The sequence below is a fragment of the Flagellimonas taeanensis genome, from assembly GCF_003584105.1.
In the GTDB taxonomy this organism is placed as follows: domain Bacteria; phylum Bacteroidota; class Bacteroidia; order Flavobacteriales; family Flavobacteriaceae; genus Flagellimonas; species Flagellimonas taeanensis.
The window spans coordinates 77,485-93,983 of the sequence record NZ_QXFO01000022.1 but is presented as its reverse complement, the minus strand read 5'-3'; the positions used below and the strand labels follow the sequence as shown (position 1 = coordinate 93,983).

The following is a 16,499-nucleotide window of genomic DNA, read 5'->3' as shown; positions in this document are numbered from 1 at the left end:
GACTAAATTACTTCATTGGATTTTTTGGAGACCCTTACTTTCTTGCCATCCCTTACTTCATAACCTACCCTTGTGGCTTCGCCAGACTTAGGGTCGATCAAGGACAGGTTGGAAATGTGTATGGGAGCTTCCTTTTTTGTTATGCCTCCTTGAGGGTTCTTTGCACTTGGCTTTTCGTGCTTGGACACCATATTGATGCCTTCCACGATGGCCTTGTTCTTTTCGCGGTCCACTACGAGCACCTTGCCTTCGCTACCTTTGTGGTCGCCTGCTGTGACTCTTACCGTATCCCCTGTTTTGATTTTCAACTTCATCTCTCTGATATTTCTTTTATAGCACTTCGGGCGCCAATGAAACAATCTTCATGAACTGTCTGTCCCTTAGCTCTCTTGCAACAGGACCAAAAACACGGGTCCCCCTCATCTCGCCAGCAGCGTTCAACAATACACAGGCGTTGTCGTCGAAACGGATGTAAGAGCCATCAGGTCTTCTTACTTCCTTTTTCGTTCTTACCACAACGGCCGTGGAAACAGAACCTTTCTTTACAGTACCGTTTGGAGTTGCCTCCTTAACGGACACAACAATCTTGTCACCTAGGGAAGCATACCTTCTTTTGGTTCCTCCCAGTACGCGGATGGTCAAAACTTCTTTTGCACCAGTGTTGTCCGCAACCTTTAATCTTGATTCCTGTTGTACCATAATTATTTAGCTCTTTCAAGGATTTCGACCAATCTCCAGCATTTTGTTTTGCTCAATGGTCTTGTTTCCATTATTTTAACGGTGTCACCTTCGTTGCAATCGTTCTTCTCATCGTGGGCTACATACTTCTTGGTCTTCAAAACGAATTTACCGTACATAGGGTGCTTTACTCGTTTTACCTCAGAAACCACAATAGATTTCTCCATTTTGTTGCTGGTAACAACGCCTATTCTTTCTTTTCTTAAATTTCTGTTTTCCATAAGGCAGAACCAATTATTGTAATTCCCTTTTTGTTAATTCTGTCGCAAGTCTTGCCACCGTCCTTCTTGTCTTTCTGATCTGTAAAGGATTTTCCAAAGGAGTAATGGCATGTGCCATCTTGAGGTCGGCATGTTGCTTTTTCAACTCGACCAACTTCTCCTTTAGCTCTTCAATTGAAAGTTCTTTTATTTCTGATTGTTTCATCTTTCTTCTCCAATTAAAAAATTAGGCGGAATAATCCCTTGCTACGATAAACTTGGTCTTTACCGGCAACTTTTGTGCCGCTAGCCTCAATGCTTCCTTGGCAATATCCATGGGAACCCCGGCTACTTCGAACATGATCCTCCCTGGCTTCACGATGGCCACCCAATATTCTGGTGCACCCTTACCCTTACCCATACGAACCTCAAGAGGTTTCTTGGTGATGGGCTTGTCCGGGAATATCTTGATCCACAACTGGCCTTGCCTTTTCATGTACCTAGTCGCAGCAATACGCGCAGCCTCGATTTGACGGGAAGTAATGAAATGCGAATCCATGGATTTGATACCGAACATTCCATTGGAAAGTTGGTGCCCCCTTTGGGATATCCCTTTCATACGCCCCTTCTGGGTCTTACGAAATTTTGTTCTTTTTGGCTGTAACATCTTACCTTACTTTATCTTATTACTTTCTACGGCGTGGTTTTTTGCCACCTTCTTGTTTACCGCCTTTTGTTCCTTGAGCCTTGGACAATCCTACCAGTGGGGAAAGTTCTCTTTTTCCATAGACCTCTCCTTTCATGATCCACACCTTGATACCCAATCTACCATAGGTAGTGTGGGCTTCCTGTAGTGCGTAATCTACATCGGCACGGAAAGTGGACAATGGAATCCTTCCTTCTTTGTAGGACTCGGAACGCGCCATCTCGGCACCATTCAAACGTCCTGAGATCTGGATTTTGATACCTTCGGCGTTCATACGGATTGCAGCTGCAATAGCCATTTTGATGGCCCTTCTGTATGAAATCCTGCTTTCGATCTGTCTTGCCACACTGGCAGCGACCAAATTGGCATCGAGCTCCGGTCTCTTTATTTCATGGATATTGATCTGGACCTCTTTGTTGGTGATTTTCTTAAGCTCTTCCTTAAGCTTGTCCACCTCTTGCCCACCTTTACCGATAATGATACCAGGTCTTGCCGTAGTAATGGTAATGGTGATCAGCTTCAAAGTCCTTTCAATGATCACTCTGGACACGCTGGCCTTGGCCAAACGTGCGTGAACATATTTTCTTATTTTATCATCCTCAGCCAGCTTATCGCCGTAATCGTTTCCTCCATACCAGTTGGATTCCCATCCTCTGATAATTCCTAAGCGATTTCCTATTGGATTGGTCTTCTGTCCCATATTATATCTTCTAGCTTTGAACGTTGTTATTGGATTCCACGATCATGGTCACATGGTTGGAACGTTTTCTGATTCGGTGGGCCCTTCCTTGGGGAGCAGGCCTCAAACGTTTCAACATGGTACCTCCATCCACTCGGATTTCCTTGATATAAAGATCGGCATCCTCAATGCTGGCATCCTCATTCTTGGCCTCCCAGTTGGCAATGGCGGAAAGCAACAGCTTTTCCAGTTTCCTGGACGCCTCCTTAGAGTTGAACCTTAGGATGGCCAATGCCAATTCCACTTGTTTTCCCCTTACCAAGTCGGCTACCAAACGCATCTTTCTTGGAGATGTAGGGCAATTGTTAAGCTTTGCAATAGCAAGTTGCTTTTTTTCTTCCTTTAACCTTTCGGCCATTTGTCTTTTACGAACTCCCATAGCTTACTTACTTTTTACCTTTGTTTTTGGCTCCTGCGTGACCTCGGAAAGATCGCGTAGGTGAAAATTCTCCAAGCTTGTGTCCTACCATGTTCTCAGTCACGTAAACGGGAACAAATTGTCTTCCGTTGTGCACTGCAATTGTTTGTCCCACAAAATCCGGGGTTATCATGGAGGCCCTTGACCAAGTCTTGATAACTGTCTTCTTACCTGATTCTATATTACCTTGGACTTTCTTTTCCAAGCTATGATGAACGTATGGTCCTTTTTTTAATGAACGTGCCATTTCCTTTTTCTTTTATTTCTTTCTACGTTCTATGATATATCTATTGGTGTCCTTGGTCTTGGAACGGGTCCTGTATCCTTTTGCAGGAATACCGTTTCTAGATCTTGGGTGTCCTCCAGAAGCCCTTCCTTCACCACCACCCATTGGGTGATCGACAGGGTTCATGGCAACTGGCCTTGTTCTTGGTCTTCTACCCAACCATCTGCTTCTACCGGCTTTACCGGATACCAACAATTGGTGATCGGAGTTGGAAACCGCTCCTATAGTGGCCAAACAAGTGGCCAAGATCATACGGGTCTCACCAGAAGGAAGCTTAATGGTAACAAACTTCCCGTCTTTAGCCATCAACTGGGCAAAAGTTCCGGCACTTCTTGCCATAATGGCTCCTTGGCCTGGTCGAAGCTCAATGCAGGAAATAATGGTACCCAATGGAATCTCGCCCAAAGGCAATGCATTTCCAATTTCAGGGGCAGAACCGGTACCAGAAGTTATCTTTTGGTCCACCTGCATCCCGTTCTGGGCAATCACATATCTTTTCTCACCATCAGGATATTCCACCAAGGCGATGAATGCAGTTCTGTTCGGATCGTACTGGATAGAGGCCACTGTGGCATCCACTCCCTGCTTGTCCCTTTTGAAATCGATGATACGATATCTTCTTTTATGACCTCCACCTCTATGGCGCATGGTCATTTTTCCTTGACTGTTCCTACCACCTGTCTTTTTTAACGGAGCAAGCAAGCTTTTCTCCGGCTTATCAGTAGTGATCGCGTCAAATCCGTTCACTACTCTAAAACGCTGACCAGGGGTTATCGGTTTTAATTTTCTAACTGACATCTCTCGTCTTTATAGATTACTGTAAAAATCAATGATATCACCTTCGGCAACATCTACGATTGCCTTTTTCATGGCATTGGTTTTACCATGCTGGATACCTGTTTTTGTATAGCGGCTCTTACGGGTAGGACCATAGTTCATAGTCCTCACCTTTTCCACTGAAACACCATAAGTAGCCTCTACCGCTTCTTTGATCTCCAACTTGTTGGCCTTAGGCTCAACATAGAAACCATAGCGATTGAAAAGCTCGCTGTCAGCGGTCATTTTTTCCGTAATGATCGGTTTTATCAACACACTCATGATGCTCTTATTTCTTTAGGTTCGATTCAATTCCTTCCAAAGCACTCTCGGTCAATACTAGACTTTTAGCGTTAACTATACTGTAAGTATTTAATTGTGAGCTGGTTACAACTTCGGAGCGTTCCAAATTACGCGACGACAAATATACGTTATTATTTGTATCACCCAACACTATCAGGGACTTTTTATTGTCGATGCCCAAAGAAGTAAGGAAAGCAACAAAATCCTTGGTCTTGGGTGCCTCGAAGTTGAAGTCTTCCACAACCACCAAAGCGTTCTCTTTGGACTTCAGGCTAAGGGCTGATCTTCTGGCCAACCGCTTAAGCCCTTTGTTCAGCTTCTGGGTATAGTCTTTTGGTCTTGGACCGAAGATTCTACCACCACCTCTGAAAACTGGGGATTTGATGCTACCGGCCCTTGCGGTACCTGTACCTTTTTGCTTTTTGATCTTACGGGTACTACCTGCAATTTCAGCCCTTTCCTTGGCTTTGTGCGTACCTTGTCTTTGATGGGCCAAATATTGCTTCACATCCAAATAGATGGCATGCTGATTGGGCTCTATCGCAAAAACATCGTCAGAAAGGTCAACCTTTCTTCCTGTTTCTTTTCCGTTGATATCTAAAACTGCTACCTTCATTATTGCCACCTTTGAATAGTTACATATGCATTTTTATGGCCAGGCACACATCCTTTTACAACCAAAAGGTTTTTTTCTGGAACCACTTTCAACACTCTCAAGTTTTGGACCGTTACTCGGTCACCACCCATTCTACCGGCCATTTTCATTCCTTTGAAAACACGGGCCGGGTATGACGCGGCACCGATGGAACCGGGAGCCCTCAACCTGTTGTGCTGACCGTGGGTCGCTTGACCTACACCGCCAAAACCATGGCGCTTAACAACCCCTTGGAATCCTTTTCCTTTGGATGTGCCGACAACGTCAACAAACTCACCCTCCATGAAAATATCGACACCAACGGTATCGCCCAATTTGTATTCTCCTTCAAATCCTTGGAATTCGATGACTTTTTTCTTGGGAGAAGCACCTGCTTTTTTGAAGTGGCCTGTTTCGGCCTTGTTAGCACGTTTTTCTGCCTTGTCATCGAAACCTAGTTGAAGGGCACTGTACCCGTCCACCTCTTCGGTTCTGACTTGGGTAACCACGCATGGTCCAGCTTCAAGAACGGTACATGGAATGTTTTTTCCATTCTCGTCGAAGATGCTGGTCATACCGATTTTTCTACCTATTAACCCAGACATATTTATTAATTATTAATTGTTTACTTTTTATAATTGCGCCAATTTCTCGGCAAAAAAATTGGGTCAAGAAAAGAATTCTGCTCTGACCCAGATTTTTTTCTTTCTCCGTTTTTCCCTGACCATCGTCAGAGACATGTTTATGCTGAATCTTTTTCAGCATCTTTTCATTAAGACACTTCGACTTCGCTCAGTGTTTGTTCGGCTACGACTTTCTGGCCTGCAGAAAGTCAAGTCCTCATCAAACCTTGATCTCAACCTCAACACCACTGGGAAGCTCAAGCTTCATAAGGGCGTCAATGGTCTTTGACGAAGAGCTATAAATGTCCAACAATCTCTTGTATGAGCTCAATTGGAACTGCTCCCTTGATTTTTTGTTCACGTGGGGTGAACGCAAAACGGTGAATATCTTTTTGTTGGTGGGCAACGGAATTGGTCCAGTCACCACGGCACCAGTTGTCTTTACTGTTTTTACGATCTTCTCAGCAGATTTGTCCACCAAATTGTGATCGTAAGATTTCAATTTTATTCTGATTTTTTGACTCATCTTGCTGAATTATTAAGCGGTTACTCCTTTTGCTGCCTTGATCACTTCCTCTGCAATATTGGAAGGAGTTTCTGCATAGTGCGAAAATTCCATGGTGGATGTTGCCCTACCAGAAGACAAGGTCCTCAATGAGGTCACATATCCGAACATTTCCGAAAGAGGAACCTCAGCTTTGATCACTTTGGCTCCGGCCCTATCGTCCATGTTGTTCACTTGACCTCTTCTACGGTTCAAGTCACCAACAATGTCACCCATATTTTCCTCAGGAGTAAGAACCTCCAGTTTCATGATAGGCTCCATCAACACTGCCCTAGCTGCTTTGGCTGCCACCTTGTAACCAAGTCTTGCGGCCAATTCGAACGACAATGAGTCGGAATCCACAGGGTGGAAAGATCCATCCTTAAGAGTAATCTTCATACTGTCCATCTCAAATCCAGCCAAAGGTCCGTTCTTCATAGCTTCCCTGAAACCTTTCTCTACGGCAGGAACATATTCTTTAGGAATGTTACCACCTTTGATCTCGTTGGAAAACTCAAGACCCACTTTTCCTTCTTCAGCAGGTTCCATGGAGAATACAATATCTGCAAACTTACCACGACCACCAGTCTGCTTCTTATAGACTTCCCTATGATCCGCCTTGGCGGTAAGGGCCTCTTTGTATTCCACTTGAGGCTTACCTTGGTTCACCTCTACCTTGAACTCACGTCGAAGACGATCAACAATAATATCCAAGTGAAGCTCACCCATACCTGAAATGATGGTCTGCCCCGAAGCCTCATCAGTTTTAACCTGGAAGGTTGGATCTTCTTCGGCCAATTTGGCCAAAGCCATACCCATTTTATCCACATCGGCCTTTGTTTTTGGCTCAACGGCAATACCGATTACGGGATCGGGGAACTGCATGCTCTCCAATACAATCGGATGTTTTTCATCAGAAAGGGTATCACCCGTTTTGATGTCCTTGAACCCAACAGCGGCACCAATATCACCTGCCTCGATATACTCGATGGCATTTTGCTTGTTGGCGTGCATTTGATAGATCCTAGAGATACGCTCCTTATTCCCTGAACGATTGTTCAAGACATAAGAACCTGCATCCAAACGACCTGAATATGCCCTAAAGAATGCCAAACGCCCTACAAACGGGTCAGTGGCAATCTTGAACGCCAAAGCGGCAAATGGCTCTTTGGGGTCCGGTTTTCTTTTTTCTTCTTTTTCCGTATCTGGATTGGTACCAATGATGGCCTCCTTGTCCAATGGAGAGGGCAAATAACGGCAAACAGCATCCAAAAGGAACTGAACACCTTTGTTCTTGAAGGATGAGCCACAAATCATCGGGATGATGGCCCTATCCATAACCGCAGCACGCAAAGCGGCATGCACCTCTTCCTCGGTGATGGAATCTTCATCCTCGAAGAATTTCTCCATCAAGTTCTCATCATATTCGGCAACAGCCTCGATCAAAGCCGCCCTGTATTCCCTAACTTCATCCTTCATATCGGCAGGGATATCAACTACGTCAAAAGTAGAACCGAAGTTGTCATCGTGCCACACAATGGCCCTGTTCTTTACCAAGTCAACGATACCTTTAAAGTCGGCCTCGTCACCAATAGGCAATACGATCGGCACGGAGTTGGAGCCCAACATTTCACGAACCTGCTTGCACACGTTCAAGAAATTGGAACCTTGACGGTCCATTTTGTTCACAAACCCGATACGTGGCACCTTATAATTATCAGCCAACCTCCAGTTGGTTTCAGACTGTGGCTCAACACCATCTACAGCACTGAACAAGAACACCAATCCATCCAATACACGAAGGGAACGGTTTACCTCAACAGTAAAGTCAACGTGCCCGGGAGTATCGATGATATTGAAGTGGTATCCTTTAGTATCAGGTGTAGGCTGCGCGTTTTCCAAAGGAAACTGCCAAGTACAGGTAGTAGCGGCAGAGGTAATGGTGATACCACGCTCCTGCTCTTGCTCCATCCAGTCCATAGTAGCCGCACCATCGTGCACCTCACCAATTTTATGACTCACACCTGTATAGAAAAGAATACGTTCTGTAGTAGTTGTTTTCCCAGCATCGATGTGAGCTGCAATACCTATATTCCTTGTATATTTTAAATCTCTTCCCATTGTAATGATTAGAATCTAAAGTGTGAGAATGCTTTGTTTGCCTCGGCCATTTTGTGCGTATCCACTCTTTTCTTCACTGCCGCACCTTCTTCCTTGGCTGCCGCCAAAATCTCAGAGGCCAGTTTTTGAGCCATGGATTTCTCATTACGCTTTCTGGAGTAATTGATCAACCATTTCATGGCAGTGGATATCTTTCTGTCCGGACGGATCTGCATCGGAATCTGGAAGGTAGCACCCCCAACCCTTCTACTGCGAACCTCGACATGGGGCATTACATTGGAAAGGGCATCTTTCCATAGCTCCAAGGCTGTTTTTTCCTCATCCGTCTTTTTCTCGTCAACTATATCAATGGCATCATAGAAAATCTTGAATGCAATCGACTTTTTACCATCCCACATCATCATGTTCACAAAACGCGTCACAAGTTGATCGTTAAATCTTGGGTCTGGCAACAATGGTCTTTTCTTTGCCTGCTTTTTTCTCATCGCTTCTTCTTAAAGTTGATTACTTTTTAGGACGCTTAGCACCATACTTCGAACGACGTTGTGTTCTACCGGCAACACCGGCAGTGTCCAACGCCCCTCGTACGATATGGTATCGAACACCAGGCAAATCCTTTACTCTTCCGCCCCTTACCAATACTATCGAGTGCTCTTGGAGATTGTGCCCCTCACCAGGGATGTATGCGTTCACCTCTTTACCGTTGGTCAACCTTACCCTTGCAACTTTACGCATTGCAGAGTTTGGTTTCTTCGGCGTAGTGGTATATACCCGCGTACAAACCCCTCTTCGTTGAGGACACGAATCCAAAGCAGCCGATTTACTCTTCTTGGTAATCGTGGCCCTTCCTTTTCGTACTAATTGTGAAATTGTTGGCATTAAATTTCTTTTAAAAACTGAATAACCCCCATTTTGAGGGCTGCAAATGTAGTGATATTTTGGAATAATTCAAATCCTAACCGGTTAATTTTGACGGAAGAGAAAAAATATTTGGACAGACCTATATATACACCTACTCAAACATTACATCCAGACTCCAAAAATCTATTATATATATTTAAGGTATATGGAGCAGTGTCTTTTCGCTTTATGTTAAATTTAACTTAATGTAAATTACAAGGCATGACTCCCAAAAATGACATCAAAAAATCAGTAAAAAACAAAAAAATCTTTTGCGCTATTTTTTAGGGGGTATTTATCCTAATATTTATATAAAAACCAACAGCACCCCCTAAAAATTACATAGTCAACAATCAACAACAAACATTTTGAGCTTATTGCATTTAGTTGACCATTCTCAAACATTTTGTAAAATTAGTTTGGATTATTAACATGAAATTATGACTTTAGCCATCAGCTAATTCAAATAATTTAACAATGAGAACAAAACTTAATGGATTGTTAACGCTATTATTGGCGTTTGTTGTGCATATATCCTTTGCACAAGACAAAACGATCACAGGTACAGTCACGGATGCCAATGGCCTCCCACTGCCTGGGGTCAATATTGTCGTTGAAGGGACCACCACAGGTACCCAAACAGATTTTGACGGTAACTATGTAATCAGTGCAAGTCAAGGTCAAACACTTCTCTTTAGTTATATAGGTCTAAAAACGGCCAGTAGAACTGTTGGTTCCAGCAATGTGGTCAATGTGCAAATGGAAGAGGATGCGCAAAGCCTTGATGAGGTTGTGGTCACTGCCGCACTTGGTCTGACCCGTCAGCAAAAATCTCTTGGCTTTGCCGCCCAGAAAGTAGATGGTGAAAATCTTATCAAAGCACGTGACACCGATGTCAACAATGCTTTGGCCGGTAAAGTTTCGGGTGTTCAGTTCTTGGGGGCACCCAGTTCGGATTTTAGAGAATCCAGCATCCGACTCAGAGGTAACACCAATGTACTATATATCGTTGACAACATCAAGATAGGTTCCTCTACGGACCTCAACCCAGACGATATTGCCGACATGACAGTATTGAAAGGCCTTACTGCGACCGCACTATACGGTCCTGAAGGGCGTAATGGAGCCATTGTCATCACAACAAAAAGGGCCAAAGAAGGAAAAGCAACAATTACAATAAACCAAAACACTTCTTTGGAGAATGTGTACCTTCTCCCAGAATACCAAAATGAATACGGAGGCGGTTACTCACAAGAATTTAATGTTTTCGAGTATAATCCTGCTCAACATCCTGCTTCATGGCAAGCTTTCGATGGCCAACCCATGGTGGAATATTATGCGGATGAGAGCTGGGGACCACGTATGGACGGTACTCCCGTGAGACATTGGGACAGTTGGATCGAAGGAGATCCTGAGTTTGGAAAATTAAGACCTTTCTCTCCAAACCCCAATAACATCAAAAATTTCTACAATACGGGGATGACCAACAGGACCAATCTCACTTTCATGAAAGGTGGCGAGGACTATGGTGTGCGCACTTCGGTAACCCGTACCGAAAAAGAAGGTATCGTACCCAACACTAGGCGTACACAATACGACTTCTCTACCAATGCGGACATTACCTTGAGCGAAAAATTCAAGATGTACACCAACCTATCTTTCCAAACCAGAAAGACAAAGAACTTTGCCGCACTTGGATATGGAAGTATCGGATCCAACTTCAACCAGTGGTGGCAACGCCAAATCGACATGGATCGTATCAGGGACTACAACAGGAATGGTCAGATCGTATCTTGGAATATCAATGGACCAACCAACCCAAGACCACTTTATTGGGATTCTCCTTATTTCCTTTTGCATGAAAGCGTGAACAATGAGGTCAAAAACATGTTCAACGGAAGAGTTGGTGGAACCTATACTTTTAGTGACAACCTGAACTTGTCCATCGAAGCTCGTAAAACGTACAATGCTTATGACTATGAAGCTCGTACAGGATGGGGAGGATTGACCCAAGAAGGCTATGCCGAAAACGAAAACACCGAAACCCGTGATGAATTGTTCGGTATCATGAACTATCAGAACAGCTTCGGAGATTTTGACATCAGCGCAAAATTGGGTAGTGAATTCAGTTTTTATACATTCAAAGAATTATTGGCCAGCACAAATGGTGGTATGACCGTGGAAAACTATTATTCCTTGGACACCTCTGTTGACCGCCCCAATGTGGACAGCAATCGAACCAAATCTCAGAACAGGGCTGTGTTTGCCGCTGCTTCCTTGGGCTATGGCGGTTTCTTGTACTTGGACGGTACTGCAAGATGGGATTGGAGCTCAACGGCCAATCCGGAAGACAACAAAGTGGAAACCTATGGTATTTCCGGAAGTTTTGTGTTCTCTGAGTTCATTCCTCAGAATGATATCATCACTTTCGGAAAATTGAGGGCCGGTTATGCAGAAGCCCCCATTTTTCCTAACGCACATAGATTGAATGCCATCTATTCCAATCAAAACCCATACGGCAGCAATGGTGCCATGACCGTGCCAAACCAACTTCGTAACCCCGAACTTACTGGCGGTGTTAGGAGTGAGATTGAATTGGGAGGAGAACTCAAGTTCTTCAAAAATAGGATAGGGCTCGATATCACTTACTTCGAAAAAACAGATACGGACCTCCCGGTGGCATTGACCCTTGATTCTTCAACTGGTTATACATCAGTTAGCACCAACTCAGGAGAACAGTTCTACAAAGGTTTGGAATTCGGACTTACCGCAACTCCCATCAGGACTGAAAATTTCGAATGGGAAATTTCAGCCAACTTGGCTACCTTATCACGTTGGGTGAACAAACTGGCCGAAGGAGTTCTTGTCAATACACTTGATGGAACTTCACAAGGTTGGGGTGGATTATTGCTGCAAGAACGGGAAGGCGAAGAATGGGGCGTATTATACGGTAGAAAAGCCCAAAGGGACGATGCTGGCAATCTATTGCTCTCATCCACTGGTGCCATCCAATATGACACTAACCAGTTCTTGGGCAATGTGCTCCCAGACTTCACCGGTGGTTTCACCAGTAATATGACCTACAAGAATTTTGACCTTTTCCTAGGATTCGATTTTCAAAAAGGAGGACAGTACTTCTCTGTCACCGATATGTTCATCAACTACTCAGGATTGGGTATAGAATCGGTCGGAGACAATGCTTTGGGCAACCCAAAACGTGATCCTCTTACTGGTACTGGAATAGTAAATGATATCGCCGTACCTGCTGCTACTGCTGGAGCAGATTCAGGAGGTATATTGGTCGAAGGTGTAGACGCCACTACAGGAGCACCTGCATCCTATTATGTTGACCCAGTACAATACTATGGAAGGTTATTCGGACTTTCTGAGTTCTTCCTTCATGACGCCACTTATTTGAAATTGAGAACCGTTAGATTGGGTTACAACATTCCTAAAAAGTTATTGGATCAGACCCCATTTACAGCTGCTAATATCGCTTTGTATGCAAACAACCTTTGGTTGATCGATTCAGACCTCAATTTTGTTGATCCTTCTGAGTTGGAGAACATTGGATGGAGTACAGGGGCTAGCAACTACAAATTCATTGAAGGTGGGCAGTTGCCTCCTGCAAGGACTTTAGGTCTAAACGTGAGCTTAACATTCTAAAAGCAAAAATGATGAAACTGAAAAATATAAAACAAGTACTGTTTACGATTATCTCCCTCACCATATTATCATGTGACAATGTGGATTTTGGAGATATGAATATTGACCCTAATAACCCTAGCGACCCCTCGACTGCATCATTGATGACCAGTGCACAGATTTCGCTTAGTGGATACACTACAGCTACTACGCCCAATCTATATGTTCAATACCTGAGCAACGGGCAGTATCCTGAAGAATCACAGTATGCGACTGTCAACTACGATTACGGAGCATCTTACACAAATATCCTTGTGGTTTTGCAAAGGGTGATTGAACTCAATATGGATGAAAGCACTATGGTTGCTGCACAGGCCAATGGATCGAACAACAATCAGATAGCCGTAGCAAAAATTCTTACTGCATACACTTATCAATTGATGACCGATCGTTGGGGAATGCTTCCCTATACAGAGGCACTACAAGGTTTGGATGACATCTTTGCCGCATATGATACCCAAGAGGTTATCTATGATGGGCTTTTCAATGAGATTGACGAAGCCTTGGCCCTTATCGAAGGGGGTAATCCGGGGCCCACAGGTGACATCATCTTGGGTGGTGATATGGCTCGCTGGAGACAATTTGCAAATACGCTTAAAATGAACATGGCCATCAGGCTTTCAAAAAGATTCCCCGCTCCTGGAGGCTACGCAGCCACCAAGTTCAACGAGGCGATTTCAGGGGCCATCGCTTCCAACGATGACAATCTTTTCTATACCTATCGTGCCGAGGAAAACAATGACAACCCATGGGAAGACCGTTTTCTTGCCCCCAACTTCCGTTTGGACTACCTTCTGAGCGATACGTTTGTAAACTTCCTTGTTGGCAGCGGAACACCTGCAGCACCTGAGGATCCTCGCTTGGAGCAATATGCCGTGCCTTCGGAAATCTCAGGTACTTTTGTAGGAGCACCCTATGGTGAAGAAAATGGAAACACTCCTGATTACTCTTTTATCACACCAGATGTAATCTACAACCAAGAGGCTCCCGGTTATATGTTCACCTATGCCCAAGTCGCTTTCGCTAGAGCCGAAGCAGCTGAATTGGGTTGGATAGGTGGAAGTGCCGCTACTTTCTATGAAGAAGGTATTGCAGCCTCTATGGAACAATGGGGAGTTGACCCAGCAGATGCCGCCATCTATATTGCTGCGCACCCATATACAGACATAGCTGATATTGCTTATGAAAAGTATGTGGCCCTATACTTGCAAGGTTATGAGGCATGGGCAGAATGGAGAAAGTTTGGTGCCGACGCCCCTACGCTTGTGGCTCCTCCTACTGCTTTGAGCGGTACAGGTATCCCACAAAGGCAAGCCTATGCTACCAACGCCAGTGCCAGCAACGAGGAAAACTATAATGCTGCAGTTGCTACACAAGGACCCGACAACCTTGACACAGTTCTTTGGTGGGCACAATAACAATCAGTCTTAGCTCAACTATAAGCTTCAAAAGGGAGGGCAAATGCCCTCCCTTTTTCGTATTTTATTCTTAACTTTTACATGAATTTAAACATTCAATATCATGAACAGAAATGTATTCTTTTTCATCTTATTTTTTGCATGTCAATTAGGCATTGGGCAACAACTTGTACTTATTGATGGTGGAAATCAAGGAAAATATGGTTTCATGGGTGGCGATAGCTCCATCAAGGGCACAAAATATTATTTCAATGGTTGGGGTGCCGGAAAAATCACCTTTTCAGACCAAACCACTTCCAAGCCTATGCTTATACAGGTCGATCTGGAATTGAACAACTTGCTTGTCAAAGACGACCAAGATGATACCAAAGGAACCATAGTGAACATGAACACTGTGGAAAAATTCACCCTTACCCAAGTTGGGGACAAGACAAATGGCTCCACCACTGATACTTTTGTAAAAAAGTCGCCTTCTGATTTTGGTGGTTCAGTAAAAGAAACGAAATACTACAGACAGCGTACAAAAGATACAGACTATGTCATCGAAGAGATTTCCAAAAGGCTTCATGACAATGCCACTGACACCACAAACAACTTCGATAAAAAATCCTATGAAGAGTATAGAACAAAAAATACCTTCTACGTAAAAGGCCCCGAAGGCAAATATATAGAATCCAGCAACCTGGGTGAAAGGGCAATTGCAAAAGCATACCCGGACGTCAAAAAGGAGATAAAAAATTATGTAAAAGCAAACAATATAGATTTCGACAATCCTACTCAGCTTGACGCCTTGATTTCCTTTTGTCTTATGACAAAATAAAACAAGGTTTTTTACCTACTTTTGCCCTCATGGAGAACGACCAGCACATTTATGGGATAAGGGCAGTACTTGAAGCCATCAGCGCCGAACAGCCCATCAACAAAATATTCCTCCAAAAGGGCCTTAAGGGAGAGCTTTTCAAAGAACTGGAATCCTCCATACGGAAAAATGGTATCAGCGCATCCTATGTTCCCGTTGAGAAATTGAACCGATTGACGCGAAATAACCACCAAGGTGTCGTGGCCCAGATTTCCCCAGTATCTTTCAAAGATTTTGAACAACTTGTGGAAGAGGTCATCTCCAAAGAAAAACTTCCTCTTTTTCTGCTTTTGGACCAAGTATCCGATGTCCGGAATTTTGGTGCCATCATCCGTACCGCAGAATGCTGCGGGGTACATGGCATTATAGTTCCCAAAAACGGTGCTGCACCCATAACGAACGATACGGTAAAGACCTCTGCCGGGGCAGCTTTCAATGTGCCGATTGCCAAAGTAGACCACCTTAAAGATGCTGTTTTCTATTTGCAGTCATCCGGGATATCCGTTACAGCTGCCACTGAAAAAACCGAAGATGAAATCTATGTCGTGGATTTTGACCAACCTTCCGCCATCATCATGGGGTCAGAAGAAAAGGGCATCTCCCCTTCCATCCTTGGCATTGTGGATCAAAAGGCGAAATTGCCCCTTTTGGGCAAAATAGGCTCGTTGAACGTATCCGTGGCATGTGGGGTATTCCTATACGAAGTCGTCAGGCAACGAAAAAAGTAGCATCAGTCCTTTTTATCAGGGCGATAGTGGTATCTGACCTCCACTGTGCCTTCCCCCTCCTCATCCCGATTCTCAATGAAATTACCATTCTCATCAAAATGTTTGAGAAAAGGGTCATTGTCCTCGCTATAATCTTCCCGCTCCCATTCATACTTTCTTTCCAAGGGAAGTTTGACCTTAATGGCCAATGCAAGCAACAACCCAGTTGCGAATCCTGCCAAATGTCCTTCCCATGAAATATCCTCCTTAATGGGAAAAATATACCAGATCATGCTCCCATAAATGAAAACGACCACTAAAGAAAGCGCCACTAACCTATAGTGCTTGGCAAAGATTCCCTTAAAAAAAATAAAGCTGGACAATACGTAAATAACCCCACTTGCCCCAATATGGTACGATGGCCTACCTATTACCCAAGTAATAAACCCGGAAAGCAATATCCCCAACAACAAGACCCTAAAAGCAGCTTTGCGATAAAAATAGAACAGAAAGGACGATAGCACGGCCAAGGGAACAGTGTTGTTATAGAGGTGTTCCACCGACCCATGGATGAACGGGCTCAACACCACACCCTTCAACCCAGATATGGTTCTGGGGTATATGCCATATTCGTTCAGGTTGATGCCAAATCGAACCTCTGCCCAAAACACGGTCCAAATGACCAGCACTGCCAAAAGAGGGGCCAGTACTACACTTTGGGAAAATTTGTAGGGTTTGGACAATTCCATAGATCCTTCTCTGCAATTATGTTACCAGAACCT

Annotated in this window: 21 protein-coding genes; 4 read left to right on the top strand and 17 right to left on the bottom strand. The window is 44.1% G+C overall.

Going from position 1 to position 16,499, the window contains the following annotated elements; all coding sequences use genetic code 11:
- Positions 1-2: 2 nt before the first annotated feature.
- The 16 genes from rplX to rpsL form a co-directional block, all read right to left on the bottom strand.
- Positions 3-314 (bottom strand): 50S ribosomal protein L24, encoded by a 312-nt coding sequence (gene rplX, locus D2V93_RS10695; protein ID WP_072881247.1) that lies wholly within the window; start codon positions 312-314, stop codon positions 3-5.
- Between the two features lie 16 nt (positions 315-330).
- Positions 331-699, bottom strand: a complete 369-nt coding sequence (rplN, locus tag D2V93_RS10690) for a 50S ribosomal protein L14 (protein ID WP_072881245.1) — start codon at positions 697-699, stop codon at positions 331-333.
- A gap of 2 nt (positions 700-701) precedes the next feature.
- Positions 702-959 (bottom strand): 30S ribosomal protein S17, encoded by a 258-nt coding sequence (rpsQ, locus tag D2V93_RS10685; protein ID WP_014032003.1) that lies wholly within the window; start codon positions 957-959, stop codon positions 702-704.
- 13 nt (positions 960-972) lie between these two features.
- Positions 973-1,164, bottom strand: a complete 192-nt coding sequence (gene rpmC / locus D2V93_RS10680; RefSeq protein WP_072881243.1) for a 50S ribosomal protein L29 — start codon at positions 1,162-1,164, stop codon at positions 973-975.
- Positions 1,165-1,185: 21 nt separating this feature from the next.
- On the bottom strand, positions 1,186-1,605 hold the full coding sequence (gene rplP, locus D2V93_RS10675; protein WP_072881241.1) for a 50S ribosomal protein L16: 420 nt from the start codon (positions 1,603-1,605) through the stop codon (positions 1,186-1,188).
- Between the two features lie 19 nt (positions 1,606-1,624).
- Positions 1,625-2,344 (bottom strand): 30S ribosomal protein S3, encoded by a 720-nt coding sequence (rpsC, locus tag D2V93_RS10670; RefSeq protein ID WP_072881240.1) that lies wholly within the window; start codon positions 2,342-2,344, stop codon positions 1,625-1,627.
- 10 nt (positions 2,345-2,354) lie between these two features.
- Complete coding sequence (rplV, locus tag D2V93_RS10665) at positions 2,355-2,762, bottom strand: 50S ribosomal protein L22 (protein ID WP_108423770.1); 408 nt, start codon at positions 2,760-2,762, stop codon at positions 2,355-2,357.
- A 7-nt stretch (positions 2,763-2,769) separates the two neighbouring features.
- Entirely contained in the window at positions 2,770-3,048 is a 279-nt protein-coding gene (rpsS, locus tag D2V93_RS10660; RefSeq protein ID WP_072881236.1) for a 30S ribosomal protein S19, read from the bottom strand.
- 12 nt (positions 3,049-3,060) lie between these two features.
- Positions 3,061-3,885, bottom strand: coding sequence for a 50S ribosomal protein L2 (gene rplB / locus D2V93_RS10655; RefSeq protein ID WP_072881234.1), 825 nt, complete (start codon positions 3,883-3,885; stop codon positions 3,061-3,063).
- Positions 3,886-3,894: 9 nt separating this feature from the next.
- A complete protein-coding gene (gene rplW, locus D2V93_RS10650; protein WP_072881232.1) occupies positions 3,895-4,185 on the bottom strand; it encodes a 50S ribosomal protein L23 in 291 nt (96 codons plus the stop codon).
- Between the two features lie 7 nt (positions 4,186-4,192).
- A complete protein-coding gene (rplD, locus tag D2V93_RS10645) occupies positions 4,193-4,822 on the bottom strand; it encodes a 50S ribosomal protein L4 (protein ID WP_119619486.1) in 630 nt (209 codons plus the stop codon).
- Positions 4,822-5,445 (bottom strand): 50S ribosomal protein L3, encoded by a 624-nt coding sequence (gene rplC / locus D2V93_RS10640; protein WP_072881227.1) that lies wholly within the window; start codon positions 5,443-5,445, stop codon positions 4,822-4,824. Before rplC ends, rplD begins: the two co-directional genes overlap by 1 nt.
- Positions 5,446-5,683: 238 nt before the next feature.
- Positions 5,684-5,989 (bottom strand): 30S ribosomal protein S10, encoded by a 306-nt coding sequence (rpsJ, locus tag D2V93_RS10630; RefSeq protein ID WP_026915146.1) that lies wholly within the window; start codon positions 5,987-5,989, stop codon positions 5,684-5,686.
- Between the two features lie 12 nt (positions 5,990-6,001).
- Entirely contained in the window at positions 6,002-8,128 is a 2,127-nt protein-coding gene (gene fusA / locus D2V93_RS10625) for an elongation factor G (protein WP_072881225.1), read from the bottom strand.
- Between the two features lie 8 nt (positions 8,129-8,136).
- Positions 8,137-8,613 carry a 30S ribosomal protein S7 gene (gene rpsG, locus D2V93_RS10620; RefSeq protein ID WP_072881223.1) on the bottom strand — a complete coding sequence of 159 codons (477 nt, stop codon included), beginning with the start codon at positions 8,611-8,613 and terminating at the stop codon, positions 8,137-8,139.
- Positions 8,614-8,632: 19 nt separating this feature from the next.
- Positions 8,633-9,007: a 30S ribosomal protein S12 gene (gene rpsL, locus D2V93_RS10615; RefSeq protein ID WP_013305196.1), complete on the bottom strand. Its 375-nt coding sequence runs from the start codon at positions 9,005-9,007 to the stop codon at positions 8,633-8,635.
- Between the two features lie 498 nt (positions 9,008-9,505).
- On the opposite strand from rpsL, the gene D2V93_RS10610 reads away from it, so the two are divergent.
- The 4 genes from D2V93_RS10610 (at position 9,506) to rlmB (ending at position 15,738) form a co-directional block, all read left to right on the top strand.
- Positions 9,506-12,694: a SusC/RagA family TonB-linked outer membrane protein gene (locus D2V93_RS10610; RefSeq protein WP_072881221.1), complete on the top strand. Its 3,189-nt coding sequence runs from the start codon at positions 9,506-9,508 to the stop codon at positions 12,692-12,694.
- An 8-nt stretch (positions 12,695-12,702) separates the two neighbouring features.
- Entirely contained in the window at positions 12,703-14,151 is a 1,449-nt protein-coding gene (locus tag D2V93_RS10605; RefSeq protein ID WP_119619485.1) for a SusD/RagB family nutrient-binding outer membrane lipoprotein, read from the top strand.
- 103 nt (positions 14,152-14,254) lie between these two features.
- Complete coding sequence (locus D2V93_RS10600; RefSeq protein ID WP_119619484.1) at positions 14,255-14,971, top strand: hypothetical protein; 717 nt, start codon at positions 14,255-14,257, stop codon at positions 14,969-14,971.
- 29 nt (positions 14,972-15,000) lie between these two features.
- Positions 15,001-15,738: a 23S rRNA (guanosine(2251)-2'-O)-methyltransferase RlmB gene (gene rlmB, locus D2V93_RS10595; protein ID WP_072881215.1), complete on the top strand. Its 738-nt coding sequence runs from the start codon at positions 15,001-15,003 to the stop codon at positions 15,736-15,738.
- Positions 15,739-15,740: 2 nt separating this feature from the next.
- Here rlmB and D2V93_RS10590 read toward each other — a convergent pair whose 3' ends face one another.
- Positions 15,741-16,466: a rhomboid family intramembrane serine protease gene (locus tag D2V93_RS10590; RefSeq protein WP_119619483.1), complete on the bottom strand. Its 726-nt coding sequence runs from the start codon at positions 16,464-16,466 to the stop codon at positions 15,741-15,743.
- Positions 16,467-16,499 lie beyond the last annotated feature (33 nt).